This is a genomic window from Pseudomonas glycinis, assembly GCF_054871425.1.
In genome coordinates this window covers 134,408-161,263 of record NZ_JBTYHF010000012.1, presented here as the reverse complement: position 1 = coordinate 161,263, position 26,856 = coordinate 134,408, and the positions used below count along the sequence as shown (strand labels likewise).

At 59.8% G+C, this 26,856-nt stretch carries 28 protein-coding genes; 1 reads left to right on the top strand and 27 read right to left on the bottom strand.

From position 1 onward, the window contains the following. A partial coding sequence (locus ACYSTU_RS25360) for an immunoglobulin-like domain-containing protein (RefSeq protein ID WP_499002315.1) occupies positions 1-1,861 on the top strand: 1,861 nt, incomplete at its 5' end. Positions 1,862-2,330: 469 nt separating this feature from the next. Here ACYSTU_RS25360 and ACYSTU_RS25355 read toward each other — a convergent pair. The 27 genes from ACYSTU_RS25355 to ACYSTU_RS25225 all read right to left on the bottom strand — a co-directional run bounded on the left by ACYSTU_RS25355 (position 2,331) and on the right by ACYSTU_RS25225 (position 26,839). Next, complete coding sequence (locus ACYSTU_RS25355) at positions 2,331-3,026, bottom strand: hypothetical protein (protein ID WP_499002312.1); 696 nt, start codon at positions 3,024-3,026, stop codon at positions 2,331-2,333. Positions 3,027-3,131: 105 nt separating this feature from the next. Continuing rightward, complete coding sequence (gene flhB / locus ACYSTU_RS25350) at positions 3,132-4,271, bottom strand: flagellar biosynthesis protein FlhB (RefSeq protein ID WP_024012110.1); 1,140 nt, start codon at positions 4,269-4,271, stop codon at positions 3,132-3,134. Between the two features lie 3 nt (positions 4,272-4,274). Then, positions 4,275-5,060 (bottom strand): flagellar biosynthetic protein FliR, encoded by a 786-nt coding sequence (gene fliR / locus ACYSTU_RS25345; RefSeq protein WP_073472764.1) that lies wholly within the window; start codon positions 5,058-5,060, stop codon positions 4,275-4,277. Positions 5,061-5,063: 3 nt separating this feature from the next. Continuing rightward, complete coding sequence (fliQ, locus tag ACYSTU_RS25340) at positions 5,064-5,333, bottom strand: flagellar biosynthesis protein FliQ (protein WP_016771067.1); 270 nt, start codon at positions 5,331-5,333, stop codon at positions 5,064-5,066. Further along, positions 5,330-6,088, bottom strand: coding sequence for a flagellar type III secretion system pore protein FliP (gene fliP / locus ACYSTU_RS25335; RefSeq protein ID WP_071171446.1), 759 nt, complete (start codon positions 6,086-6,088; stop codon positions 5,330-5,332). Before fliP ends, fliQ begins: the two co-directional genes overlap by 4 nt. Beyond that, positions 6,088-6,540: a flagellar biosynthetic protein FliO gene (gene fliO / locus ACYSTU_RS25330; RefSeq protein ID WP_024012109.1), complete on the bottom strand. Its 453-nt coding sequence runs from the start codon at positions 6,538-6,540 to the stop codon at positions 6,088-6,090. The genes fliP and fliO overlap by 1 nt, the downstream gene beginning before the upstream one ends. Continuing rightward, positions 6,541-6,999 (bottom strand): flagellar motor switch protein FliN, encoded by a 459-nt coding sequence (gene fliN / locus ACYSTU_RS25325; RefSeq protein ID WP_016771070.1) that lies wholly within the window; start codon positions 6,997-6,999, stop codon positions 6,541-6,543. Between the two features lie 55 nt (positions 7,000-7,054). Continuing rightward, the gene (fliM, locus tag ACYSTU_RS25320; protein WP_003222890.1) at positions 7,055-8,023 is read right to left on the bottom strand and encodes a flagellar motor switch protein FliM; all 969 of its coding nucleotides are present in this window, start codon (positions 8,021-8,023) and stop codon (positions 7,055-7,057) included. 9 nt (positions 8,024-8,032) lie between these two features. Then, positions 8,033-8,536, bottom strand: a complete 504-nt coding sequence (gene fliL / locus ACYSTU_RS25315) for a flagellar basal body-associated protein FliL (protein ID WP_016771071.1) — start codon at positions 8,534-8,536, stop codon at positions 8,033-8,035. Between the two features lie 338 nt (positions 8,537-8,874). Beyond that, the gene (locus tag ACYSTU_RS25310; protein WP_499002304.1) at positions 8,875-10,242 is read right to left on the bottom strand and encodes a flagellar hook-length control protein FliK; all 1,368 of its coding nucleotides are present in this window, start codon (positions 10,240-10,242) and stop codon (positions 8,875-8,877) included. Between the two features lie 105 nt (positions 10,243-10,347). Then, positions 10,348-10,695 carry an Hpt domain-containing protein gene (locus ACYSTU_RS25305; RefSeq protein WP_123442841.1) on the bottom strand — a complete coding sequence of 116 codons (348 nt, stop codon included), beginning with the start codon at positions 10,693-10,695 and terminating at the stop codon, positions 10,348-10,350. A gap of 30 nt (positions 10,696-10,725) precedes the next feature. Beyond that, positions 10,726-12,429, bottom strand: coding sequence for an ATP-binding SpoIIE family protein phosphatase (locus ACYSTU_RS25300; RefSeq protein WP_217879543.1), 1,704 nt, complete (start codon positions 12,427-12,429; stop codon positions 10,726-10,728). A gap of 5 nt (positions 12,430-12,434) precedes the next feature. After that, the gene (locus ACYSTU_RS25295) at positions 12,435-12,740 is read right to left on the bottom strand and encodes an STAS domain-containing protein (RefSeq protein ID WP_016771075.1); all 306 of its coding nucleotides are present in this window, start codon (positions 12,738-12,740) and stop codon (positions 12,435-12,437) included. A 190-nt stretch (positions 12,741-12,930) separates the two neighbouring features. Then, complete coding sequence (gene fliJ / locus ACYSTU_RS25290; protein ID WP_016771076.1) at positions 12,931-13,380, bottom strand: flagellar export protein FliJ; 450 nt, start codon at positions 13,378-13,380, stop codon at positions 12,931-12,933. 6 nt (positions 13,381-13,386) lie between these two features. Further along, positions 13,387-14,745, bottom strand: coding sequence for a flagellar protein export ATPase FliI (fliI, locus tag ACYSTU_RS25285; protein ID WP_016771077.1), 1,359 nt, complete (start codon positions 14,743-14,745; stop codon positions 13,387-13,389). Then, positions 14,735-15,541, bottom strand: a complete 807-nt coding sequence (gene fliH / locus ACYSTU_RS25280) for a flagellar assembly protein FliH (protein WP_499002298.1) — start codon at positions 15,539-15,541, stop codon at positions 14,735-14,737. Before fliH ends, fliI begins: the two co-directional genes overlap by 11 nt. 4 nt (positions 15,542-15,545) lie before the next feature. Beyond that, on the bottom strand, positions 15,546-16,565 hold the full coding sequence (fliG, locus tag ACYSTU_RS25275) for a flagellar motor switch protein FliG (protein WP_016771079.1): 1,020 nt from the start codon (positions 16,563-16,565) through the stop codon (positions 15,546-15,548). Beyond that, on the bottom strand, positions 16,558-18,345 hold the full coding sequence (gene fliF, locus ACYSTU_RS25270) for a flagellar basal-body MS-ring/collar protein FliF (protein WP_499002296.1): 1,788 nt from the start codon (positions 18,343-18,345) through the stop codon (positions 16,558-16,560). The genes fliG and fliF overlap by 8 nt, the downstream gene beginning before the upstream one ends. Before the next feature lie 14 nt (positions 18,346-18,359). Further along, entirely contained in the window at positions 18,360-18,689 is a 330-nt protein-coding gene (gene fliE / locus ACYSTU_RS25265) for a flagellar hook-basal body complex protein FliE (protein ID WP_016771081.1), read from the bottom strand. Positions 18,690-18,817: 128 nt separating this feature from the next. Further along, positions 18,818-20,200 carry a sigma-54-dependent transcriptional regulator gene (locus tag ACYSTU_RS25260; RefSeq protein ID WP_282383650.1) on the bottom strand — a complete coding sequence of 461 codons (1,383 nt, stop codon included), beginning with the start codon at positions 20,198-20,200 and terminating at the stop codon, positions 18,818-18,820. Between the two features lie 5 nt (positions 20,201-20,205). Next, on the bottom strand, positions 20,206-21,417 hold the full coding sequence (locus tag ACYSTU_RS25255; protein WP_024012102.1) for a sensor histidine kinase: 1,212 nt from the start codon (positions 21,415-21,417) through the stop codon (positions 20,206-20,208). Between the two features lie 110 nt (positions 21,418-21,527). After that, the gene (locus ACYSTU_RS25250) at positions 21,528-23,003 is read right to left on the bottom strand and encodes a sigma-54 dependent transcriptional regulator (protein ID WP_016771084.1); all 1,476 of its coding nucleotides are present in this window, start codon (positions 23,001-23,003) and stop codon (positions 21,528-21,530) included. 172 nt (positions 23,004-23,175) lie between these two features. Then, positions 23,176-23,472: a flagellar protein FliT gene (fliT, locus tag ACYSTU_RS25245; protein WP_016771085.1), complete on the bottom strand. Its 297-nt coding sequence runs from the start codon at positions 23,470-23,472 to the stop codon at positions 23,176-23,178. Between the two features lie 11 nt (positions 23,473-23,483). Next, positions 23,484-23,882 carry a flagellar export chaperone FliS gene (gene fliS / locus ACYSTU_RS25240; RefSeq protein ID WP_024012101.1) on the bottom strand — a complete coding sequence of 133 codons (399 nt, stop codon included), beginning with the start codon at positions 23,880-23,882 and terminating at the stop codon, positions 23,484-23,486. 129 nt (positions 23,883-24,011) lie between these two features. Next, on the bottom strand, positions 24,012-25,466 hold the full coding sequence (gene fliD, locus ACYSTU_RS25235; protein WP_024012100.1) for a flagellar filament capping protein FliD: 1,455 nt from the start codon (positions 25,464-25,466) through the stop codon (positions 24,012-24,014). Between the two features lie 82 nt (positions 25,467-25,548). After that, positions 25,549-25,905, bottom strand: coding sequence for a flagellar protein FlaG (locus ACYSTU_RS25230; protein WP_150742462.1), 357 nt, complete (start codon positions 25,903-25,905; stop codon positions 25,549-25,551). 73 nt (positions 25,906-25,978) lie between these two features. Then, complete coding sequence (locus tag ACYSTU_RS25225; RefSeq protein WP_016771090.1) at positions 25,979-26,839, bottom strand: flagellin domain-containing protein; 861 nt, start codon at positions 26,837-26,839, stop codon at positions 25,979-25,981. Between the last annotated feature and the right edge of the window lie 17 nt (positions 26,840-26,856).

The window sequence follows — 26,856 nt, the reverse complement described above, 5'->3', positions numbered from 1 at the left end:
AAGCGATTTGCCCAAGCCTCTGATCACGCAGGCATCCGAAGCAGGCGAAGGACCCGAGCTGGACGTCAGCCAATTGACCACCAACGCCACCCTTCGCGCGAACAGTTACCCGCATATTGCGTTGAGCCAATATGTCTGGCTGAAAGCGAAAGGGACTTTGAAAGTCGGGGGGGTGTACTCGAAAACCTTCTGGCGACCGCCGGGTTCGCAAACGAATGCCACGTGGATCAGCCAAGGTTTTTATACCCACAGCGGGTTTCCGCTGGCGGACTTGCAAAGTCTGGAAGATGGAAGTGACCTGGAATTGGAGTTCAAGGCAGGCTTTGGTGGTAGTCAGGTTGAGAGTGAGGCCGTTATGTTTGCGCTGCGTACTTACAAGATCAAGGCCTACGAAACAATAGTACCGACCTTGGATTCGGTGAAAGGCTCACCCAGCGGGGAAGAAATCTCTCACGGCAGCTCTACCGTAGAAACAGCCGTCACGCTGAGTGGAACGGCCACGCCCAACACAAAGATCGATCTGGCCAATAACGGCGTACTGATTCCGAATACCGAAATTCAAGTAGATCCAGAGGGAGAATGGACTTTCCAACTGACCGGACTGTTTGCCGAGAATACCTACAAACTGAGCGCCCGACGCAAGGACGGCATACTCTCCGCCACCCGCCATGTTGTTGTGGTCGCACTGGTAGTGCCGACGCTGGACAATGTGCTGGATGACAAAGGGGGGGAAGTGCTGGAGGGTACAACTACGGTCAGCACTGATCTGATACTTAGAGGCAAAGCGAGCCTGGGTCAGAAAATCGACATCCGTGACGGCACCGGCTCTGGCTCAGCCACAAGGGGAACGGCGACCGCCGACCCGACGACAGGTATCTGGGAGCTCTCGATTACCGTGCCACTCGGCGCGCGGCGCTTGTACGCCGAGGCATGTTATCCGAGCAATCCGTTGTATTCGAATGTGCGGAATTTGACGGTGACAGAAGATGTTGCACCGACCATTGAGTCTGTTAAAGGCACAGTCAGCGGTGAGGAAATTCCAGAAGGCAGTGAAACTGTGGAAAGAGATGTCACTTTGAGTGGTGAAGCAGCCAAGGGGCAGACGGTCGAGATATTCGACCTTGGAGCTTCGATAGACACCGTCAGTGTCGATGCCTCAGGCAAATGGGGATTCCCGATTGCAACCCTGAGCGTAACGACACACAGTTTCACCGCCAAGGCGATGTACGGTTCGGGAGAGGAGTCAGCGCCGAGGACGCTGAAGGTAAAGGAAGCTACTCCAGAGCTTATCGTGGACGATTCTGATGTAGTACTTACCGGGCTCAGAATATCGATCGCCGGATCTGGACTCCCATGGGTCAGCGCAGGAGGCGATCCAAGTGGTACCTCTGTAGATCGCCCTGCGACCGGAGGAAAACCTCCTTATACGTTCACATCATCCAGCCCGGAGATCGCCAGCGTCGATAGTCTAGGAAAAATTCGAAGTCATCTTCCCGGGAACACAACCATCACAATCAAGGACAGTAGTGGCCAATCGAAAACAATCGCCGTTAAGTCCAGCACCCGAACTGTCACAGCGCGTTTTACTAGGGCGCCGATGAACTCGGCTGCTGCATATAGATCATGGGTCTCATCTCTCGGCGGTATTGAGCCTAACGAACAACACCATGTGGCAATGAACAGTCAGTACACCAGCACCTTGGGATATGCAGAACATTGGAGGGCATCTTCTAATATCTCGCCTCAATGGGGATATGGCCTACAGAACCAGCCTCCACCAGGAAACTGGGTGGGTCTGTATGTCACCTATTATCATGAAACAGGTCGTTCTTTAGCTGGAGCCATCTGCTTCGTCGGTTGAGTAAAAAACACATCTTTAGACAAGTCCCCGAGACTGTACACTCTTGCGCCATAGCCAACAGCTACGCCAGAATCCGCCGGCGTGCGGGCCTTGGGGGCGGGTTCTATTGTGGAGCGGTCGCTGACCAATCAGCGATCGGATTTGACCGTCCGTCCAACATCAAGGCGCAGCGTTCTGCACATGTTCAGGCTTGAAATCATGTCGCGGTGGCTGTGCGTGGGGCACTTTCAGGTGTGCCGGAATCCTTGATGTCCGGTCGGTCAGCCCGCGTACAGCTGCGACCCTGTATGTTTCATCAACAAGGGGGCGAACAAAGGGGACGCATTATTTCTCAAACGGTAAATCGGGTGCTGGATACTGAAGGCGAGGCAGGAACGCGCTCTCGATGAGCGCTCACGCGCTCTGTACTCGGGTTAAGTAGGGACGCGTAGCGCCCCGGGCTGCATTGCTGTTCTGCGCGTGGGGACAATCACTTTTTCGTCTTGGACTTCTGCGCAGTCAGAATCTGCTTGGCCGTGATATTGCCGAACGCAAGGCGATTGCGATCAATATACTTGACGCCTCGAAATACGGATTGGCCTTCAACTACGACCCGGTCTTCATGCATGTACATGAGCACGACAACAGTCGTGGGCACTTTGACTTCAGGAATGTCCAGGTCGCTTTGCAACAGGTTCAGCGCCCAATGAAACTGCAATAGGGGCAAATCACCGATCGCGATCATCCGACTGTCGTCCAGCAACCGGAAGTCCCTGCTTGCAGTGATGCGCAACTTTCCTTCGACCACCTCAAACACAGGTTTGCTGTAGCGCACTGCCAACTTGGTCCCCGTAGCCCATTGATCCATGTAATAACGTGGCGATGTGAACAGCTCGAACAAGTCCATTTTGTCGCGAATATTTCCCGCGCTATCGAACAGATAGTTGTAGGAGTAGTGGTAAGCCAATCCGTCCAGTTCAGGCCTGATGGCATTGACCGGGTTGTTCAGATAACCGGGGATATAGACGTTGGCCATCTGCACGAAGTGAGTGAAGTCCAGATCGAGGTCAAAGCTCACCGTGTAACGTATGAATCGTTCTTTGGGATTTTCCTCCAGTAGCCCTGAAACGTAGTCCAGCGTCATTCCTTCAAGTTGTTTATAGATTCGCTCTGCCATGATCTTCATCTCTGCGCTCAGGGATTATTCCCGAGTGCATAGGAACGCGGCTGGGGAGCGGCGTCTACTGTCAAACCTGACAGGTTCCGAGACTTTCCAGACAAGCGGTAACCATCAGGAATCCCGACGCAAATCCGGCGGAATCGGCAAATCATCCTTCAACGGATCCGGCCGTTTGCCCTTGCCCGCCTGGTGCTGGCGGATCTGGTAGACGTAAGCCAACACCTGCGCCACTGCCAGATACAACCCACCGGGAATTTCCTGCTCAAGCTCAGTTGAGTAATAGATCGAGCGCGCCAGCGCGGGCGACTCGAGCAGCATGACGTTATTGGCCACTGCGATTTCGCGGATTTTCAGGGCGATGAAGTCGCTGCCCTTGGCCAGCAGCACCGGCGCGCCACCCTTCTCCGAGTCGTACTTGAGCGCGACGGCGTAGTGGGTCGGGTTGGTGATGACCACGTCGGCTTCGGGAATCGCCGCCATCATGCGCCGCTGGGACATTTCGCGCTGGGTCTGGCGAATGCGTTGCTTGACCTCGGGGCGGCCTTCCTGGTCCTTGTGTTCGTCGCGCACTTCCTGCTTGGTCATCTTGAGCTTCTTCATGCTCTCCCAGATCTGCACCGGCACGTCGACGGCGGCGATGATGATCAGGCCGCAGGCCAGCCACAGCGTGCTCCAGCCCACCAGCAACACGCTGTGAATGATCGCCATGTCCAGTGGTTCGTGGGCAATGCGCAGCAAGTCGTCGACGTCGGCGGACAGCACCAACAGCGCCACGCCCAAGGTAATCAGAAACTTCGCCAGGGCCTTGAGCAGTTCGACCACAGCCTTGAACGAGAACATGCGTTTGAGGCCGGCGGCCGGGTTCATCCGGCTGAATTTGGGCGCCAGCGACTTTGCCGCGAACAGCCAGCCACCGAGGGAGATCGGCCCGATGATGGCGGCGAGCAACAGGGTGATCATCACCGGCTGAATCGCCAGCAAGGCGATCAGGCCCGACTCCAGCAAGAACCGGCCCATCGCGCCTTGGTCCATGACCACTTCGCGGGACAGGGTGAAGTTCAGGCGCATCACGTCCATCATTTCTTGCGCGAGCATGCCGCCGAAGATCAGCAGCGCAGAGGCACCGGCCATCATCACGGCCAGAGTATTGAGCTCTTTGGAACGGGCGATTTCACCCTTCTCACGGGAGTCCTTTTTGCGTTTCTCCGTGGGGTCTTCCGTTTTGTCCTGACCGCTTTCGCTCTCTGCCATGACTCAGCGCGCCCGTGCCAGTTCGCGTAGCAACTGCAAGGCCTCGCTGGCCAGCGGTTGATACTGGTTGAGAATGTCCGCGAGCCCCACCCAGACGATGAACAGGCCGAGCACCAGGGTCAGCGGAAAACCGATCGAGAAGATGTTCAGTTGCGGCGCGGCGCGGGTCATCACGCCGAACGCGATGTTGACCACCAACAGCGCGGTGACGGCCGGCAACACCAGCAGCAATGCGGCGCCGAGGACCCAACCGAGTTTGCCGGCCAGTTCCCAGTAATGCGCAACCATCAGACCGCCGCCGACCGGCAGCGTGGTGAAACTTTCAGTGAGGACTTCGAACACCACCAGATGGCCGTTCATCGACAGGAACAGCAACGTCACCAGCATGGTGAAGAACTGCCCGATCACCGCCACCGAAACGCCGTTGGTAGGGTCGATCATCGAGGCGAAGCCCATGCCCATCTGCACCGCGACAATCTGCCCGGCGACGGCGAAGGCCTGGAAGAACAGTTGCAGTGAAAAGCCGAGCACGGCGCCGACCAGAATCTGCTCGCCGATCAGCAGCAGGCCGCTGAGATCCAGCGGGCTGACGGCCGGCATCGGCGGCAGCGCCGGGGTGATGACCACGGTGATCGCCACGGCGAAATACAGGCGCACGCGACGCGGAATCAGGGTGGTGCCGAACACCGGCATGACCATCAGCATCGACGCCACGCGAAACAGCGGCAACATGAACGACGCCACCCAGGTGCTGATCTGGGTGTCGGTCAGCTGAAGCAGCGATTGCATGGCTTAGCCGATGACCATCGGAATGTTTTTGTACAGCTGGATGATGTACTCCATGAACGTCTGCACGATCCACGGACCGCCGATGATCAGGGTCACCAGCATCACCAGAAGACGCGGCAGGAAGCTCAGGGTCTGTTCGTTGATCTGCGTGGCAGCCTGGAACATCGACACCAGCAGGCCGACCAGAAGGCTCGGCACCACCAGGATGGCGACCATCATGGTGGTCAGCCACAGGGCTTCACGAAAGATATCGACCGCGACTTCCGGCGTCATGGCGAAACACCTCCAAAACTGCTGGCCAGAGTACCGATGATCAGCGCCCAGCCATCGACGAGCACGAACAGCATGATCTTGAACGGCAGCGAGATGATCAGCGGCGAGAGCATCATCATACCCATGGCCATCAGCACGCTCGCGACAACGAGGTCGATGATCAGGAACGGAATGAAGATCATGAAGCCGATCTGGAAGGCGGTTTTAAGCTCGGAAGTCACGAACGCCGGCACCAGAATGGTCAGCGGCGCCTGATCCGGGCTGGCGATGTCGGTGCGCTTGGACAGGCGCATGAACAGCTCCAGATCGCTGGTGCGGGTTTGCGCGAGCATGAAGTCCTTGATCGGCACCTGAGCCTTTTCCACCGCTTGCTGGGCGGTGAGGGTTTCCGCCAGATAGGGTTGCAGCGCGTCGTTGTTCACCCGGTCGAAAACCGGCGCCATGATGAACAGCGTCAGGAACAGCGCCATGCCGGTGAGGATCTGGTTCGACGGCGTCTGTTGCAGGCCGAGGGCCTGACGCAGGATCGAGAAGACGATGATGATCCGCGTGAAGCTGGTCATCAGGATGACCGCCGCTGGAATAAAGCTCAGCGCGGTCATGATCAGCAGGATCTGCAGACTGACCGAATATTCCTGCGCGCCGTCGGCATTGGTGCCCAGCGTGATCGCCGGGATCGACAACGGATCGGCGGCGAACGCCAGCGGCGCGGCCAGCAACAGGAGCAGCGTCAAGACGATGCGGAGCGCACCCATTACTTCGTATCCTTTTGGTCCTTGCCAAGAATCTTCAGCAGATGCTGAGCAAATTCCGGCGTCGCTTTTTCACTGGCGGTGGGGACTTCGACCGGCTCTTTGAGCACGTGCAGCGCGGTGATGGTGCCGGGGCTGAGGCCGAGCAGAATCTGCTCGTTGCCGACCTGCACCAGCATCAAGCGATCACGCGGACCGAGCGCGCGGGAACCGATCAGCTCGATCACCTGGCCCTTGCCCGCCGGCCCCGCCTGTTGCACGCGGCGCAACAGCCAGGCGAGGAAGAAGATCAAGCCCAGCACCAGAAGCAAACCGAACACCAGTTGCGTCAACTGACCGGCCACGCCGCTGTTGACCATCGGCGCGGTGGCGGCAGGCGCGGCAGTGGTTGCGCTCGGCTCGGCAGCCAGCACGCTCAACGGCCATGCCAGCAGCACCCAGAGAAACCTTTTCACTCAGCGCAGCTTCTTGATGCGTTCGCTTGGGCTGATCACGTCAGTCAGGCGGATGCCGAACTTCTCGTTGACCACCACTACTTCGCCGTGGGCGATCAAGGTGCCATTGACCAGCACGTCGAGCGGCTCACCGGCCAGACGATCGAGCTCGATCACCGAACCCTGGTTGAGTTGCAGCAGGTTGCGGATGTTGATGTCGGTGCTGCCGACTTCCATCGAGATCGACACCGGAATGTCGAGGATCACGTCCAGGTTCGGACCGTCGAGGGTCACCGGATCGTTGTTCTTCGGCACGCTGCCGAACTCTTCCATCGGCAGACGGTTGGAGCTGGAAGTGCCGGCGTCGGCAGCCAGCAGTGCATCGATGTCAGCCTGGCCGGCATCACCGGTTTCTTCCAGGGCCGCAGCCCATTCATCGGCCAGTGCCTGGTCGTCCTGCGCGTTCATATCGTCGTTCATCATGTGTCCTCGGCGGGCAACAATTCGGTTAAATACGGGGGTGAAAAGCGCCGCCTCAGCGACGCTCGATCGGCTCGATCACCTGCAACGCGAGGTTGCCTTTGTGCGAGCCCATCTTGACCTTGAAGGCCGGCACGCCGTTGGCGCGCATGATCATGTCTTCCGGCATCTCGACCGGGATCACATCCCCCGGTTGCATGTGCAGGATGTCGCGCAGCTTCAACTGGCGGCGGGCCACGGTGGCACCGATCGGCACGTCGACATCGAGCACGTCCTGGCGCAGGGCGTTGACCCAGCGCTCGTCCTGATCGTCGAGGTCGGACTGGAAACCGGCGTCGAGCATCTCGCGCACCGGCTCGATCATCGAGTAAGGCATGGTCACGTGCAGATCGCCGCCACCGCCATCGAGTTCGATGTGGAAGGTGGAAACCACAATCGCTTCGCTCGGACCGACGATGTTGGCCATGGCCGGGTTCACTTCCGAGTTGATGTACTCGAAATTGACTTCCATGATCGCCTGCCAGGCTTCTTTCAGATCGACGAAAGCCTGCTCGAGCACCATGCGCACTACGCGCAGTTCGGTCGGGGTGAATTCCCGCCCTTCGATCTTGGCGTGACGGCCGTCGCCACCGAAAAAGTTGTCCACCAGCTTGAACACCAGTTTGGCGTCGAGGATGAACAGCGCGGTGCCGCGCAGCGGTTTGATCTTGACCAGGTTGAGGCTGGTCGGCACGTACAGCGAGTGCACGTATTCGCCGAACTTCATCACCTGCACGCCACCTACGGCCACGTCCGCCGAGCGGCGCAGCATGTTGAACATGCTGATGCGGGTGTAGCGGGCAAAGCGCTCGTTGATCATTTCCAGCGTCGGCATGCGTCCACGGACGATGCGATCCTGGCTGGTCAGGTCGTAGCTTTTGACACTGCCGGGTTCGGCAGCATTATCGGTCTGTACCAGACCATCATCGACGCCATGCAGCAGCGCATCGATTTCATCCTGGGACAGCAGATCCTGCACGGCCATGTCGTGTTCCTACTGCAGTACGAAATTAGTGAAAAGCAACTGTTCGATGACCACTTTGCCCAGTTCTTTCTGCGCCACTTCCTGGACACTGGCGGTGGCCTTCTGGCGCAACATCTCTTGCCCGACCGGTGTCGCCAGTGTGGCGAAATCCTGACCGGAGAAGAGCATCACCAGGTTGTTGCGGATAACCGGCATGTGCACTTTGAGCGCGTCCAGATCGGCCTGATTACGCGCCAGCATGGTGATGCTCACCTGCATGTAGCGCTGACGGCCGTTCTGGTTGTAATTGGCAACGAAGGCCGGCGCCATCGGCTCGAAAATCGCCGCCTGCTTGCCGACCGGTGCTGCTTCAGCGGCCTCGGCAGGCTTGCTCTGCGCGCCGTGCATGAAGAACCAGGTCGCCCCGACGGATGCACCAATGGCCACCAGCAACGCCAGCACGATCACGATGATCAGCTTGAGTTTGCCTTTGGTTGCGGGGTCTTTTACTGCTGCAGCTTCGCTCTTCGCCATGCCAATAATCCGTCACTAATCGGGGGTTTCACAGTCGCACGGCAAGGCAAGAGCAAGTGTTATGCCAGAAGTGTCGGAGGTCGAGAACGACGCTAAAGTCAAAAGCACCCTCACCCCAGCCCTCTCCCGGAGGGAGAGGGGGCCGACCGAGATGTAATGGGGCTGGACATCGACCTGCACAACCGAGGTGATTGCAAGTTCAGGGCGGGAATCAACAGGTCGCCGAATGTCGAACGGATTCAGCGATGCTCGTTCAGGTCGGCGTAGTTCTTCAAGATTCCCCAATCGGTCCCCTCTCCCTCTGGGAGAGGGCTAGGGTGAGGGGGCTCTTGATTTGATCAGGCGTAATAGTCGACCGCGCTGGTGCCGATGACGCTGGTGGTCTGCGCGGCAACTTCCGCCACTGTAGCCGGTGCCAATTCCTCATCCGCCGAATCCAGGCGGCCACCCGCAGCGCTGGTCCGACCACTCTGGCCCTGCTGCGCCTGTTCCTGGCCTTGCTGGCCCTGCCAGCCACGGTTCTGGTCGGCAACGTTGACGTCGACCTGGCCCATGCCCTGCTGGTTGAACATGTCGCGCAGGCGGTGCATCTGGCTGTCGAGCGCTTCACGCACGCTCGGATGCGCGCTCATGAAGGTGACCTGGGTCTGCTGATCCGGAACCATGTTCACGCGGATATCCAGGCGCCCCAGCTCCGCCGGCTGCAACTGAATGTCGGCGGCCTTCAGGTTGACGCTGGACAGGTACATGACGCGGTTGACCACTTCTTCGGTCCAGCCGCTCTGGTGCATGGCGATCGGCTGATTCACTGGCAGCGCATTCGCGGTTTTCGGCGTAGCGGCCTGGGTCAGTGCCGCCAGACGGTTGGCGAAGTCGTCGACGCGGGTGTCGCTGGTAGCCGATTTCAGATCCTTCAGACCATCGTCGATCAACCCGCTGAAAGCTTGTTCGCCGCCTTGACTGGTGCTGTCCTTGTCGGCCTGCACGTCGAGCATGCTGGCCATGCCGGCGGCGAAGTTCTGCGCGGCGGTCAACTCGCCATCGGCCTGAGCCTGAGCAGGCGAGGCTTTCGGTTGCGCCTGGCTGGCGCCAGAAATATGCCCGCCCTGCTCCATCGCCATGCGCACGGCCGGCAGAGAATCGAGCGGGTCGGCTGTCGGATCAAATTCGCTGTCGGTGGCCGCCGGATCTTTGACCATGCCCGACACGACCGCCAGTGCAGGCGCTTCGGTTTCCGGCTGGGCTGGCGTGGTGACTGTTGGTGCTTGCACCACAGGCGCTGCCACCAACGGCTGAACGACTTGCGCCAAGGCCGGATCAAGCGCCGGATCTACAGGCGCGGCATCGGCCACAGGGCTTTGTACCGTTTCAGTGGTGTCATCGGCAGTGGCAGTCGCGTCGTCGCTCGTCGCCGCTTTGTCGGCAGGCAACGCTTTGCCGCTATCGGCAACTGCTGGCTCGGGCGCGGCAGACTGATCTTTGCCGATATCCTTTTTGCCGCTGCTGTCCGCGACCTTGTCGCGTGCCGGCTTGACTGAATTGTCAGCGCTCACGGCAGGCTTGGCCGGCGCCTGATCGGCAAACACTCTGGCGAAGCTGGAGGCCTTGTCCCCGGTGTCTGCGGCCATTGCCGACGATTTGGCAGAGGCGGCTTGCGCCTTGGCCTGAGCGGCGGTCTGAAGAAGAATGTTGGGGGTCGCAGGCATGACACGGTCTCCGCTGCACTGGGATCGTAGGTACAGTTGAGCAAGATGACTGCAAGTGCCGGGCCAGTTTGGCCTGACACTTGCGAAAAGCGCCGGGCGGCGACTTCAGTGGATGTGGGCGTGGTGCTTTTCGCTTTCGTACACCGGGCGTACTTCGGCGAATTCAGAATGGATATCGGCCACCAGTTGAGCGAGCGCTTCCGGACTTTTGTTCTTGGCATTCGACTCAAGGTCCTGGCACAACTCGGCCAGTCGAACCGCGCCCATGTTGCTCGCGCTGCCCTTGAAGCTATGGGCTACATCGGATAGCGCTTTAGCGCTGGTGCTGTCCTGCAACTCGTGCAGGCGGCTTTGCGAATCTGCCAGAAAAGTCTCCAGCAATTCCGTATAGCCGTCCTCCATCACCTCGCGCAAAGTATCGAGGACTTCGCGATCTACATGTGTGTCTGTCACTTGCTCACTCCTTGATCAAGAATGGGCGGATTATGCCTCAATCTCCCAGAAAAACTCCACGCTGGCACTACGACCCTGGTCCGACCAACTGGCGTTGCGCCCCAGTTGCCGGACCAGCCCGATGCCGCGTCCCGACAAGCGGGCGCTATCCACGGGCCGCTCCATGACCCGCGCCACATCAAAGCCCTTGCCGCTGTCCTCGACGCGAATGACCAGCCGCCCGCCCTCGCCTTGCGGCTGGACCTGCAAATGCACGCGCACGAAACCGTCTTGCAGCGCCTCCAGCCGCGCCGCGCGCATTTCATAGTAGCGGGCGAAACCTGCCGCATCGCGTTTAAGACTGGAATCCAGCCCGAGCACGCCGTGCTCCAGGCCATTGGAATACAACTCGGCGAGCACGCTGTACAGCGCTCCGCTTTGCGCGCGCAAGCCATGCACCTCAAGCAGCAACTGCAAGAGGAACGGCAACGGATTGAAACGCCTGAGCGTGGCGCCGCGAAACTCGAAACTGGCCGACCAGTCCAGCGGGCACGACTGGCCGCTGTCGGAATACACCGGCGCCGCGCCGTGGGTCTGCGCCGACTCAAGCAGACTGACCTCGACCATGCTCACGTCATCACGGGCCTGCCCGCGAAAATCGCGCAGCGCCTGTTCGATATCCTCGAACAACCGATCCGGCTCGCGGTTCGCCGCAAACACCTGCTGCAAGCGTTCGACGCCGAACAACTGGTCATTGGCATCGCAGGTATCGATCACCCCGTCCGATAACAGAAACACCCGATCATCGATGGCCATCGGATACACATCCGTACGGTCATCGAAGGCTTGCGCGCTGAGAATCCCCAGGGGCAAATGCCGCGCCGGCAACGGCACGCGCTCGCCACTGGCCATGCGGTGCAAGTAACCGTCGGGCATACCGCCGTTCCACACCTCCACCGAACGGCTCTGGAAACTCAGACTGAGCAAGGTAGCGCAGCAGAACATGTCCACCGGCAGGATGCGCTTGAGCTTGGCGTTCATCTCGCGCAGGGTTTCGGCCAGGCCGTAGCCTTTGGCGGTCATCCCGTAAAACACTTCGGCCAGCGGCATCGCCCCCACCGCTGCCGGCAAGCCATGCCCGGTGAAATCGCCGAGCATGACGTGCATCTCACCGGCCGGCGTGTACGCCGCGAGCAACAGATCACCATTGAACAGCGCGTAAGGCGATTGCAGGTATCGGATGTTCGGCGCGCTCAGGCAACCGGAATGCGCGACCTTGTCGAACACCGCTTTGGCCACGCGTTGTTCATTGAGCAGATAGTCGTGATGTCTGGCGATCAGATCGCGCTGCTGCAGGACCGTTGCCTGAAGGCGGCGCAAGCGATCCATCGCCTTGATTTTGGCGGCGAGTATCACTTGGTTGTACGGCTTCGCCAGAAAGTCGTCGCCGCCAGCCTCCAGACACCGAGCCAGCGCTTCACTCTCGGTCAGCGAGGTGAGGAAGATGATCGGCACCAATGCTTCACCCGCCAGTGCCTTGATCTGCCGCGCCGCTTCGAAGCCGTCCATCACCGGCATCAGCGCGTCCATCAACACCAGATCGGGCTGCTGCTCTTTGAACGTTTCGACCGCTTCGGCACCATTGGCCGCCGTCAGCACCTGATGGCCCTGACGGCGGACGATGGTCGACAGCAGCAGCCGGTCGGCGGCGCTGTCTTCGGCGATAAGAATGGTCAGCGGCTCTTGCGCCTGCATGGGCATCAACTGATGTCGAAGAGTTTGTCGAAGTTGGAAATCGCGAGGATTTTCTTCACATCGGAGCTGCTGTTGACGACACGGATATCCGACTCGTCGCCGCCGGCGTGATCACGCAGCAGAAGCAGCATGCCCAGCGCTGAGCTGTCGAGATAAGTGGCCTCTTTGAGGTCGACCACGATGGATTCGGGTTTGTGTGGGAGCCGTTCATACGACTCGCGAAATTCCTGATGGCGACCGAAATCGAACCGGCCTTTGACGGCGATGGTGAGCTTTTTCTGGTCTGGAGAGACTTCTGTAACGACTGACATTGACTGGCTTCCTTGTCATTGACGAACCTGTACAAGGTGTAGCACCTGGATAGGCTTGGGGCAAGGCGCAACGGTTGAACAAGTGTAGGAGCGAGCCTGCTCGCGAAGGCGTTCTGGCAGTTGACTACAGGGTTGACTGACACGGCGCTTTCGCGAGCAGGCTCGCTCCCACAGGGTTTGGCGGTGTGATTTAGAAGGCATCACGCCGTGGCAAACGCTGTGACAGTTCATCGAGCAGCTTCTGCTCGCGCTTGTCTTCCAGGCGTTGCGCTTCATCACGATAGCGCTGCACCAGTTTGCGCAAACCCTCGACGCGGGCAAACGCCTGCTGCCATTCCTCACGCGCCTTGTCGAGCTTGTTCTGATGCCAGACCAGGCTCTGCCGTTGCTGGTCGACGGCAGTATCGAGTTGCGCCAGGAAACCCTGAAAACCCAGCAGCCATTGCCCGGTCACGCCGGTGCTGCCGCGCACGATCCATTGCTGCGAGTAATCCAGACGAAAGGCATTGAGGTCGGCCAGTTTGCTTTCGGCAACTTTGACCTGGCCCTGAAAGTAGGCGAGGCGCTGCACGGCGGCTTTCTCGGCCTTTTCGGCCATGTCCACCACCGGTGCCAGGCGCGCGGCGCGGCTGACGGCCATGGCCGGTTATCCGCCCGCCGCAGGGGCGAACAGGGTTTCCAGATAGGCCTGGCTTTCACCCAGATTGATTTTGTCGTTGAGGCCCTGGCGCTGATACCTGACCAATTGTGGTTGCAGGGAAATCGCCAGATCGGTCTCGCGATCGCCACCGGCCACGTAGGCACCGACGCTGATCAAATCACGGCTCTGCTGATAGCGCGACCACAACTGCTTGAAGTACTGCGCGCGCTGCATGTGATCCGGCGAAACCACCGCCGGCATCACCCGGCTGATCGACGCTTCGATGTCGATCGCCGGATAGTGGCCTTCCTCGGCCAGGCGCCGCGACAGGACGATGTGGCCGTCGAGCACGCCCCGCGCCGAGTCGGCAATCGGGTCCTGCTGGTCATCGCCTTCGGACAGTACGGTGTAGAACGCCGTGATCGAGCCACCGCCCTTCTCCGCATTACCGGCGCGCTCCACCAGTTTCGGCAGTTTGGCGAACACCGAGGGCGGATAACCCTTGGTTGCTGGCGGCTCACCGATGGCCAGAGCGATTTCCCGCTGGGCCTGGGCGAAACGGGTCAGCGAGTCCATCAGCAGCAGAACGTTCTTGCCCTTGTCGCGGAAATACTCGGCGATGCGCGTGCAATACATTGCCGCGCGCATACGCATCAGCGGTGCGTCGTCCGCTGGCGAGGCGACCACTACCGAACGTTTGAGGCCTTCTTCACCGAGAATGTGTTCGATGAATTCTTTAACTTCGCGACCACGCTCACCGATCAGGCCGACGACGATGATGTCGGCCTCGGTGAAGCGGGTCATCATGCCCAACAGCACCGATTTACCGACACCGGTACCGGCGAACAGACCCAGACGCTGGCCACGGCCGACCGTCAGCAAACCGTTGATGCAACGGATGCCGACGTCCAGCGGTACGCTGATCGGATCACGGTTGAGCGGGTTGATTGTCGGGCCGTCCATCGGCACCCAGTCTTCGGCCTTCATGCCGCCCTTGCCGTCCAGCGCGCGGCCGGCGCCGTCGAGGACACGGCCAAGCATGCTCATGCCCATCGGCAAACGGCCGGTATCGGCCAGCGGCACCACGCGGGCGCCCGGGGCGATGCCGGCGACGCTGCCGACTGGCATCAGAAAGACTTTGCTGCCGGAAAAACCCATGACTTCCGCTTCCACCTGGGACGGGTGGTAACTGTCGTCATTGATCACCATGCAGCGGGTGCCCATGGCGGCGCGCAGGCCTTCGGCTTCGAGGGTCAGGCCAACCATGCGCAGCAGCCGACCTTCAAGGATCGGCGCGCCGGCAATCTCGGTGGCCTCGGCATAGGTGCTCAGGCGCTTGGCGAAGCTGGTGCGTTCAAGGCGCATCGCTGGCGTCCGCGTGCGGCTCGTCAGAGTCGACAGCCACTGGGGTGTCTTCGGGGATTTCCAGGCTCAAGTCAGGCGCTGCCGGATGCAAGGCCTGCTCGTGCAACTGGTCGAATAGCTTGGCCATCACTTGGGTCACGCGCGATTCGACACTGGCGTCGATGCGGCTGTGCTCGGTTTCAACCCGGCAGCCGCCCGGCAACAGCGACTCGTCCTCAACGATGCGCCAGCTTTCTTCGTGGCGTTCGCGCAGGGCTTTGACCTGGGCGAAATCCTGCGGATTGACGTACAGGCGCACGTTTTCCACGCCCAGCGGCAACAGCTTGAGAGCATCGCGCATGACGTGTTCGATCTGCGTCGAGTCGATGGCCAGTTCGCGCTTGATCACCTGCTTGGTGATGTGTTGCACGAGGTCAACCAGCGACTTTTCAATCTGGGTGTCTTGCTCGGCGATCGGTTCGAACAGGTTGGCCATCAACAGCTCGAGGCTGGCGATTTTCGCCGCCAGCGCTGTTTCGGCTTCCTGACGCACCTTCAGCGTGGTGCTGTGAAAACCTTCTTTTTCGCCAATGGCGAAGCCCTCGTTGTAAGCCTCCTGACGGATGCTTTCGAGTTCTTCCAGGGTCAGTGGCTGGACTTCTTCCAGCGGCACTTCTTCCATTTCCGGCGGTTCGGGCTCCGGCTCAGGCTCGGGTTCCGGTTTCGGCGGGTCGAAGCTGGGCAGCGCCCAGGATTCGAAACCACGAACATCGCGGGCGCGGATCAGATCCGTCACAGACTCGTCAGGCTTATCCATGGGCTTAGATCATTTCCTCGCCGCCCTTGCCACCGAGCACGATCTCGCCGGCTTCGGCCATACGACGGGCAATGGTGAGGATTTCCTTCTGCGCGGTTTCGACATCGCTGACGCGCACCGGGCCTTTCGCCTCGAGGTCGTCGCGCAACAGTTCGGCAGCACGCTTGGACATGTTCTTGAAGATCTTTTCCTTGACGCCTTCGTCCGAACCCTTGAGGGCCAGTACCAGCACGTCCGAAGACACTTCGCGCAACAGCGCCTGGATGCCACGGTCGTCGACGTCGGCAAGGTTATTGAAGACGAACATGAGGTCTTCGATCTGACCGGACAGGTCTTCGTCGACTTCGCGGATCGAGTCCATGAGCTGGCCTTCGATCGAGCTGTCGAGGAAGTTCATGATGTCGGCCGCACGCTTGATGCCACCCAAGGTGGTGCGCGAGGCGTTCGAGTTGCCGGAGAACTGTTTCTCGAGAATCTGGTTGAGTTCTTTCAAGGCGGCCGGTTGCACGGTGTTCAGCGACGAAACGCGCAGGATGATGTCCAGACGCACTTTATGGTCGAAGTTGCCGAGCACTTCACCGGCCTGATCCGGATCGAGGTACGCGACCACGATCGCCTGGATCTGCGGGTGTTCGTAACGGATCACGTCAGCGACTGCGCGCGGCTCCATCCATTTCAGGCTGTCGAGGCCGCTGGTGTTGCCACCGAGCAGGATGCGGTCGATCAGGCCGTTGGCCTTGTCTTCGCCTAGGGCCTGGGTGAGCATCTTGCGCACGTAGTCGTCGGAACCGACGCCGAGGCTGGTCTGATCGCCGACGATGTCGACGAATTCGCTCATCACCTGCTCGACCTGCTCGCGATGGACGTTGCCCATCTGCGCCATGGCCACGCCGACGCGCTGAACCTCTTTGGGGCCCATGTGGCGCAGCACTTGCGCAGCATCGGTCGAACCCAGGGACAGCAGCAGAATCGCGGCTTTGTCGACCTTGGTCAGTTTGACGGTGGCGGCTCGGTTATCACTCATCTGCGTTAATCCACTCTTTCACGACCTGAGCCACGCGACCCGGGTCTTCAGCTACCAGACTCTTGATTGCATTCAGCTGCGCGTCATAACCCTCGCTCGGGCTCGGCAACAGAATGCTCTGCGGACCACCGAGGCTCACGCGATCGTTGGCCAGTTCGCCGTCCAGGCCGCCCATGCCACCGAGTTCCACGTCGCTGCCCAGACCGGCCAGCTCCTTGCCTTTGCCACCGCCGGTGATGTTGTTGAGCACCGGACGCAGCACACCAAACACCAGTACGAGGATGAACAGCACACCCAGCACTTGTTTGACGATGTCCCAGAACCATGGCTGGGAGTAGAACGGAATATCGGCAATCACTTCGCCGCGCTCGGCGGAGAACGGCATGTTGATCACGCTGACGCTGTCACCACGGCTTGCGTCGAAACCGACTGCGTCCTGCACCAGACGGGTGAAGCGCGCCAATTCGTCGGCGCTCCACGGCGCACGGCTGGTTTCGCCGTTGGCCGGGTTGACCTTGACCTGATCGTCGACCACTACCGACACCGACAGGCGATTGAGACGGCCCTGCTGCTGCTTGGTGTGGCTGATCGAACGGTCGAGCTCGAAGTTCTTGGTGGATTGTTGACGCTTGTCCGCCGGGTACGGCGCGAGCATTGGCTGGCCGGTGGCCGGGTCCATGATCTGCTGACCGTTGGCGTCAACCAGTGGCTGACCCGGCTGGATCATCCCGGCCGGTGCGGCGGTGCCACCGGTGGTCTGCGGCGCCGAGGCAGGCGCCGGTGGCTGGTTGCTCAGGGCACCCGGCACACCTTGCGGACCATTGCTGGCGGTGCGTTGTTCGTTGACCGACTGCTCGCTGCGCAACGCCGGTTGGTCCGGGTTGAACTGCTCGGCGGTCGATTCGACGGCACTGAAATCGACGTCGGCCGAAACTTCAGCCTTGTAGCGATCGTTGCCCAGTACCGGTTGCAGAATGTTGTGCACGCGCTGGGTGAGCATGCTTTCCATGCGGCGGCTGTAATCGAACTGCTTGCCGGCCATGGTCATTTCCGAGTTCTCCGCCTGATCGGAGAGCAGGTTGCCCTTCTGATCGACGACGGTGATCTGCGATTTGCTCAACTCGGGCACGGAAGTCGCCACCAGGTTGATGATCGCCACCACCTGACCCGGCTCCAGCGAACGCCCGCTGTACAGCTCGACCAGTACCGAAGCGCTCGGCTTGCGCTCGTCACGGACGAACACCGAACTCTTCGGAATGGCCAGGTGCACGCGGGCACCCTTGACATTGTTCAGGCTGGAGATGGTCCGCGCCAGTTCGCCTTCGAGGCCGCGACGATAACGGGTCGCTTCCATGAACTGGCTGGTGCCCAGACCCTGTTCCTTGTCGAGGATTTCGAAACCGATGTTGCCGTCGCTGGGAGTGACACCAGCGGCAGCGAGTTTCATCCGCGCACGGGACAGGTCGTCGGCCTTGACCAGCAAGGCGCCGGAATTGGGTTCTACGTTATAGGGAATGTCAGCGGCGGCCAGGGTTTCCATGACCTGCTTGGCGTCCATGCCGGCAAGGCTGCCGTACAGTGGACGGTAATCCGGCTGCTGCGACCACAGCACCACGGCAAAGCCAATCGCCACGCTCGCCGCCAGACCGACCAACAGGCCGACCTGACGCAGCACGGTCATCTGGGAAAGGTTTTCCAGAAAGGACAGGCCGAACAGCGGCGGTTTGCCGTCGATCGGGCTGGCCTTGGCCGGAACGTTATCAGCGACTGCTTCTGCCATGACTTATTTCGCCCTTAAACCGGCATCTGCATGATGTCTTGGTAAGCCTGGACCAGCTTGTTGCGCACCTGGGTCAGAGCCTGGAACGACACGCTGGCTTTTTGCGACGCAATCATGACGTCAGTCAGGTCGACACCGCTCTTGCCGATCTCGAACGCGTTGGCCAGTTGAGTCGACGCCTGCTGGGTATCGCTGACTTTATTGATCGCCTGACCGAGCATGTCGGAAAAGCTGCTGCCCGCGATTTCAGGGACAGCGGCAGTCGATTTACGCGCAGACATGGCATCCACTTTCATGGCCTGCATGTCCATCATCAACCGATTAAATTCAATACCTTGGCTCATGGTCTACTCTCTTGGGCGGCCCGCAATTTTTTGACACTCACTCGGCGGGTACACAGGTATTAGCAACAAGGGTGCCAGCTAGTGGGCACCCTTCTGAGAAAAGCATCTGGAATGTTTTGCAGCATCAATCAGGTGGCGAACAGATAGCCTTCGACGTCCATCCCGGCGTCGCGCATTTGCGCCAGTTTGTAGCGCAGAGTTCGCGGGCTGATGCCGAGTTTTTCGGCGGCCTCCTTGCGGCGGCCACGCTCGGCGCGCAGGGTATCGATGATCATCTGAAACTCCCGGCGGCGCAGGTCATCGCCCAGGGCGCCGGAGGAGTCCGAGTCGATTTCCACCTCGCGGATCACCGATGCCGCGATCGGCAACGGCGCAAATGTCACCGCACCGCTCAGGCAAAAATCCTGCGGCTGAATCAAGCCGCCCTGCTGCAGGATCAGCGCGCGCTGAATGGCGTTGTCCAGTTCACGCACATTGCCCGGCCACGGGTACGCGGTCAGACATGCTTGAGCTTCGGGGGACAGCTTCGCTGCTGCGTGCTTCATTTTATTGACGTGTTTGGCCAACAACTTTTCCGCCAGCGGCAGGATATCGGCAGTGCGTTCGCGAAGTGGACGCCAGGCCAGAGGGAAAACCGACAAGCGGTAGAACAGGTCTTCGCGGAAACGCCCCGCGGCCACTTCGCCGGCCAGATCGCGGTTGGTCGTGGCGACCACGCGAATATCCAGACTGATTGGCTTGCGCGCGCCCACTCGTTCCACTTCCCGTTCTTGCAGCACGCGCAATAGCTTTGCTTGCAGGCCGAGGGGCATTTCGGAAATTTCATCGAGCAGAATGGTGCCGCCGTCCGCCTGCTCGAACTTGCCGGCCTGCGAAGCGATGGCGCCGGTGAACGAACCTTTCTCATGACCGAACAATGTCGCTTCGAGCATGTTGTCGGGGATCGCCGCGCAGTTGATTGCGATAAACGGCTGGCTGGCCCGCCGCGACTGCTGGTGGATATAGCGTGCCAGCACTTCTTTACCGGTACCGGACTCGCCGGAGATCAACACAGTCGAGTCACTGCGCGCGACCCGTGCCGCCAGCTCAAGCAACTGCGCACTGGCCGGTTCAACGGCGACCGGACCGTCCGCTTCGCCCGCGTCAATGCTGCCCAAGGCATGGCGCGCCACCAGATCGAGCAATGCTTTGGGCTCGAACGGCTTGACCAGATAATCCGCCGCACCCTGGCGCATCGCATCGACCGCACGCTCGACGGCGCCGTGGGCGGTCATCAGCAGCACCGGCAATTGCGGCTGGCGTGCGCGCAGCAACGCGAGCAACTGGTGGCCGTCCATACCCGGCATGTTGACGTCGCTGACCACCAGGCTGAAGGCTTGCTGCGCGACCGCCGTCAGTGCTTCTTCGGCGCTGCCGACGGCGTGATAGTCGTGGCCGGCGAGCAACAGCGTATCGGCCAGCGCTTCGCGCAACGAACGGTCATCCTCGACCAGCAACACCTTGATGCCCATGACGTTTATTCAACTCCCTGTGCAGCGGAAAACAGTGGCAGGCTGACCTGCGCGCAGGTGCCGCGCCCGACTCGCGAACGCAAGGTCAATTCTCCCTGATGCGCACGGGCCACCGCTTTGACCACGGTCAGGCCGAGGCCGGTGCCGGTGACTTTGGTAGTAAAAAAAGGCTCGCCGAGGCGCGCCAAAACTGTTGGCTCAATGCCGCTGCCGCTGTCGCTGACACACAGACGCAGGGTGTTGCCTCTGGTGTAGCAATGCACTTTCAGGCGCGCTTCGCCGGCGCTGGCCTGAATGGCGTTTTCAATCAGATTCAGTAATGCCCCGACCAGTGTGTCGCGGTTGCACAGCAGCTCACCGGCATGGCTGTCGCACTGCCAGCGAATTGGCAGATCCTGCACATGGGTCAGCGCCGCTGCCTGCAGCGATTGCATCAAGGCATTGGGCGTAATGCGGTCGGTCAGCGGCAATTCACCGCGAGCGAACACCAGCATGTCGCGCACTTGATGTTCGAGTTCGTGCAGACGCTCTTTCAGGCGCCCCGCAAAGCGTTGCTGGGTTTCCACCGGCAATTGCTGTTCAGTCAAATGACTGGCGTAGAGCAAAGCGGCGGACAGCGGCGTGCGAATCTGGTGGGCCAGAGACGCAACCATGCGCCCCAGCGACGACAAACGCTCATGCCGTGCCAGTTGATCCTGAAGATGCCGGGTTTCCGTCAAGTCGTTGAGCAGCACCAACTGCCCCGGCTCGGCATCCAGCGAGCGGGTGGAAATCGACAGGCGTCGACCGTTTTTCAAGGAGATTTCGTGACCGTCGTCTTCGCGGGGAGCGAAGCAACGTGCGATCACATGGCGCCAGAGTTCGCCTTCGAGTGGCGAGCCGAGCAGATCGATGGCGGCCGGGTTGGCTTCGCGCACCAGACCGTGGCCGTCGATGACGATGACGCCGCCGGGCAACAGGTCGAGAAGGTTTTGCAGGCGATTGGCCAGGCGTTCTTTTTCCGCCAGTTCCTGCATGCGCTGGGCGCTGACCACGGCCAGCTCACCCTTGAGTTCGGTGACCCGCGCTTCGAGCAGGCTGTAGGAATCGGTCAGCTGGCTCGACATCTGGTTGAACAGCTGGAAGGCCTGCTCAAGCCCCTGACGACTTGCCTGCTCTACGGACGAGGGTTGCCCCACGATATTGGAGGCAGAAGAGATCTGGGCGGCTTGGGGCATTGGGCTCTCTCGCTTGGCTGACCGTCAGTGAAACGGAACGTTGCGAGGGCTATAGCAATACCCGTGCCTAAAAAAAACCGCTTATAAATGAAGCGCTTGAAAAACAGGCGTCAATCATCCGCCTGTTCGTCTCCTCCAGCCCGGCTCATGCCGTACTTGCGCATCTTCTCGACCAGGGTGGTGCGACGGATGCGCAGACGTTCAGCGGCGCGGGCAACAATGCCATTGGCATCGTCCAGCGCTTGCTGAATCAGGCCCTGCTCCAGACCACCGAGGTAGTCCTTGAGGTCGAGGCCTTCCGGCGGCAGCAGTGCACTGGCGCTGAAGTCAGGCGTATGGCCGTTGATCGCCACGCGCTCTTCCAGATCGCTGCGCAGGCTGTCGACCATTTGCTCGTCTTCGTCGTCGACGTAGCGGAATTTCTTCGGCAACTCGACCACGCCAATCACCCCGTACGGATGCATGATCGCCATGCGCTCGACCAGGTTGGCCAGCTCGCGGACGTTGCCCGGCCAGCCGTGACGGCACAGCGACATGATCGCCGCCGAGTTGAAACGGATCGAACCGCGCTTCTCGTGCTCCATGCGCGAGATCAGTTCGTTCATCAGCAGCGGGATGTCTTCGACGCGCTCACGCAGCGGCGCCATCTCGATCGGGAACACGTTCAGGCGATAGTAGAGGTCTTCGCGGAATGAGCCGATCTCGATCATGCTTTCGAGATTCTTGTGCGTTGCGGCAATGATGCGCACGTCGACGCTCTGGGTCTTGTTGCTACCCACGCGTTCGAAGGTGCGCTCTTGCAATACGCGCAGCAGCTTGACCTGCATCGGCAGCGGCATATCGCCGATTTCGTCGAGAAACAGCGTGCCGCCGTTGGCCAGCTCAAAGCGCCCGGCACGGCTGGTGATCGCGCCAGTGAAGGCGCCCTTCTCATGGCCAAACAGTTCGCTTTCGAGCAGCTCTGCAGGGATCGCCCCGCAGTTGACCGGCACGAACGGCGCGTCGCGGCGTTTGGAGTGGTAGTGCAGGTTGCGCGCGACCACTTCCTTGCCGGTGCCGGACTCGCCGAGGATCAGTACGCTGGCGTCGGTGTCGGCCACCTGCTGCATCATTTGCCGCACGTGCTGAATCGCGCGGCTGGTGCCGACAAGACTGCGGAACAGATTGGGTTCGCGATGACGGCCGCGTTCGCGGGCCTGGTCGTACATTTCGCGATAGACCTGGGCGCGGTGCAGCGAATCGAGCAATTTGCTGTAGCTGGGCGGCATTTCCAGGGTCGACAGGACGCGTCGACGCTGGTCTTCAGGCAGGTCAACGGAAGAATTATCGCCCATTAACAAAACCGGAAGGAACTCATCCCAGGTTGCGAGTGTCTTTAGCAAGCCCAAAAGCGCGCCAGGAGCATTGACGGTCCCGATCAGTACGCAAATGACTTCACGACTAGACGACAAAGAGCCGACAGCCTGCTGCCAGTCATGGCTGCCGCAGGGTAAATTTTCTTCGCCAAGAAAATTCAGAATCACCGCCAGGTCGCGGCGGCGGACGCTATCGTCATCGATCAGCAGAATTTTGGTTTCACGCCACATGCAATAGCAACTTCCCTAGTCAACTCAATGCCCGAAAAATAAGGCAAGCGAGACGCTTGCAGGACACCATGTGCCTGTAGACGCCCTAAACCTGATAATAGCCACTAGTTAAGTCAAAAAACCGTGCACAGTCAAATTTATGGCGCACATCTCTGGTTTAACTGACGGTTAATCAACCAAACAGATGGTAAACCTTTGCAGCCTTTTGCGCTTGGGTGATCTGCGACATCTCGTTGGCTATCGCCTGCCGCTCGCCCATTGCCACCTCGAGAAGCTCTTTGTAGACAAATAGCAGCTCTTCAAGGTTATCGCGCAGCGCAACTTCGTCCAGCGAAGCTTCCGCCATGACGTCTTCCATGCAGGAACGGCAAGCCAGATCCAACTCGCCAATGGCTTCCCAGTTTCGCTCGGCCAATGCTCCGACCAACGCTTCACGGGTATCGGCTATTCGCTGCAATACAAGACTCATGGTGATCTCCTTCAGAACTGCGGAGCCGGCACAGGCGCGATGGCGTCCCAGCCTTCTTTTACCGTTGTCAGCAGACCGGCCACTTCATCAAGGACACGCGGATCACTGCTGATGTTGGCCTCGGCGAGGCGCTTCATCATGTAGATGTACAGGCCATCCAGATCGGCCAGTGCCTCGGCGTTGTTCTCAAGGTCGAGACCTTCACGCAGGCCACTGACAATGCCGATGGCCTTGCTGATCGCAGTGCATTTGGCGGGGATGTCCTTGCGCTCGATGGCGCCCTTGGCCTGAGCAATACGGGCCAGTCCACCTTCCATCAACATTTGCACCAGGCGGTGCGGGCTCGCTTCGGACGTCTGCGCATGGGCGCCGACTTTCTGATACTGCCGAAGGGCTAACATCGGGTTCATGTTCTACCTCATTGCCACGTTGACTCGTATAACCAGTGTATCGCCAACCGGTCCGAAAACTTTAGATCAAAAGACAAAAACCCGGCGCACGCCGATAAAGCGTAGCCGGGTTTTTGTCGTTACTGACTGTTACTTCGCGGACTGCTGAGCGTTCAGCGAGCTGAAGAACGACGTGATGTTGCTCGCCGTTGCCTTCATCTGCCCTACCAGCAAGTCCATGGCGTTGTACTTGGCGGTCAACGTCTTGGTCAGGTTGGCGACACGCAAATCCAGCGCCAGCTGCTGGTTGGTTAGATTGCGTGTGTTGTTGTTCAGAATGGTCAGACGCTGATCGAGCAAACCGCTGGTAACCTTGCTACCCGCTGGAGCTTTGAGGTACGGATCAACCGCCGCCTTCATGCGCGCCAACAGACCGTTGGTATCGTCGGTCCCGGTGAACAGTTGCTGAACCTGGCCAGTCATGCCCGGCTGGTCCATGGTTTTGTTGAACGCAGCGGTATCAAACGTCAGGTTACCGGTGTTGCGGTCGGTCATCACACCCAACTGCGACAACACCGCCAGCGGTCCGCCAGCGCCCACTGCCGTCAACTGCTCACGGATATCGGCAATCAACGAACGTGGCAGCGAGTCACCGGTGAAGGCTGCCTGCACAGTCAGTTTGCCGTCTGCGTCCGGCGTCGCCTTGGACAGCGTGTCAACGGTATTCTTTAGCGCATTGTAAGCGTCGACAAACGTCTGAATCGAAGTCTGCAACCCCTTGGTATTGGCATCGACGCTGATGACGGTCGGCGTGCCATTGAGCGGCGTTGCCGTGGTCAGATTCAAGGTCAGGCCACTGATCGCGCCGCTTACCGTGTTGCTCTTGCTGGTTACCGTCAGACCGTCGATGGTCAGCTCGGCATTTTGCGCAACGCCGTTGACCGCGCCCGAAGCACCGGCGGCCGGGCTGGTACCCATCAGCTGGGTACCATCGATTTCCAGACCGGCAATACCGCTAACGGTCAGATCGGAACCTGCGCCGGTCTTGCTTGAGCTGATAACGAGGCGCGAGGAACCGGAGCTGTCGGTGACGATGTTGGCGGAAATGCCGTTGGCGCCCTGAGCCTTGTTGATGGCGTCACGGGTGGTCTGCAAGGTGGCATTGGCGGGGATGTCGACGTTGTAATCAGTGCCATTCTGACTGATTTTCAGGGTACCACTCGGAATGGCACTGGCGGCGCCGCCGGCAAAGGAAGCACTGGCGATTTTCGAGCCCGTGGCCAGCTTGTTCACCACCACATTGTATTTGCCCGCAACCGCGGTGCTATCGGAGGTGGCACTGAGAATATCGGTATTGCCCGACGTCGCCGCAAAGCCGGCAAACGCAGGGTTGGTCTTGCTGCTCAGGTTGGTCATCGCCGTCTGGAATGCGGTCAGCGCACTCTTCAACGAACCGACACCGGAGATCTTCAGGCTATTGGTCTTGGTAGCAGTATCGATCTGCGTCTGCTTGGCAGACTTGTCGGCGTTGACCAGCGCGGTCACGATCGCGCCGATGTCCAGGCCGGAACCCAGTCCGGAACCCGGTAGAATTGGACTTGCCATGTGCATCTCCCTTCAGATTGTTGCCATTCTTTTGACCGTTACACGCGTCCTGAGAATGGGCAAACACTATTCATGCCAGCTATCAGACTTTGGCGTCGAACAACACGTGGCTTGCATTGGCCAGGCTGTCTGCGAGCTTAAGGGCTTCGGCGGAGGGAATCTGTCGAACGACCTCACCCGTCTCGCTTGCGATCACCTTGACGATGACCTTGCCGGAATGCTCGTCGATCGAGAACTCCAGATTACGCTTGATCGACTGTACGAACTTTTCTATCTCTTGCACCGCCAGTTTCAACTTGGCGTCGTCCGTATCCTGTCTCTTGGCAGCGACCGGCGCTTCAGTCTTGGCAACTTCAGGCGTTGCTGACGGCTTGTCAGCGACCGGCGTTACTGGCTTGGGAGCCGGATAAGACACGTTAAGCTTTACGCTCATGTCCATGCCCATCACCTCTTAACGTAAAAAAGCGAGAGAGCACGACAAGCGCACTCCCCCGCTTAAACTCATTCCGAAATTACTGAAGCAGCTTCAGTACAGCGGAAGGCAGTTGGTTGGCTTGAGCCAGTACGGAGGTCGAAGCTTGCTGCAGAGTCTGCTGCTTGGTCAGGTTAGCAGTTTCTGCGGCGAAGTCGGTGTCCTGTACACGACCCTGAGCAGCGGTGGTGTTTTCAGTGATGTTCTGCAGGTTGGAGATGGTGCTGGTCAGACGGTTTTGCGAAGCACCCAGGCTGGCACGGGTTGCACCGATTGCAGCGATAGCGGCGTCGATTGCAGTGATCGCGTTGTCGATGTTCTGCGAAGCAGAACCAGCACCAGTACCCGAAGTACCGGTCAGAACTACAGTACCGCTACCTACCGACAGGCTGACGGCGTCGAACTTGGAGCTCAGTACCAGGTCGATGTGGTTAGCCGAACCGGTGTTTGCGCCAACTTGCAGGGTCACAGTACCAGCCGAACCGTCCAGCAGGTTTTTGCCGTTCAGGTTGGTAGCAGCCGAGATACGGGTGATTTCGTCAGACATCTGAGCGAATTCAGCGTTGGTAGCGGTCTGGTCAGCGGTGCCGTTGGTACCGTTACGAGCTTTAACAGCCAGTTCACGCATACGCTGCAGGATGTCGGTCGAAGCTTGCAGAGCGCCTTCAGCGGTCTGGGCAACGGAGATACCGTCGTTGGCGTTCTGGATGGCCTGGGTGTTACCGCGGATCTGCGAGGACATACGGTTGGAGATCTGCAGGCCAGCGGCGTCGTCTTTGGCGCTGTTGATTTTCAGGCCGGAAGACAGGCGCTGCATCGAGGTGGACAGAGCGTCGGAAGCGCGGTTCAGGTTTTTCTGAACGTTCAACGATGTGGTGTTGGTGTTTACTGTTAAAGCCATGACGAATTCCTCGTTGG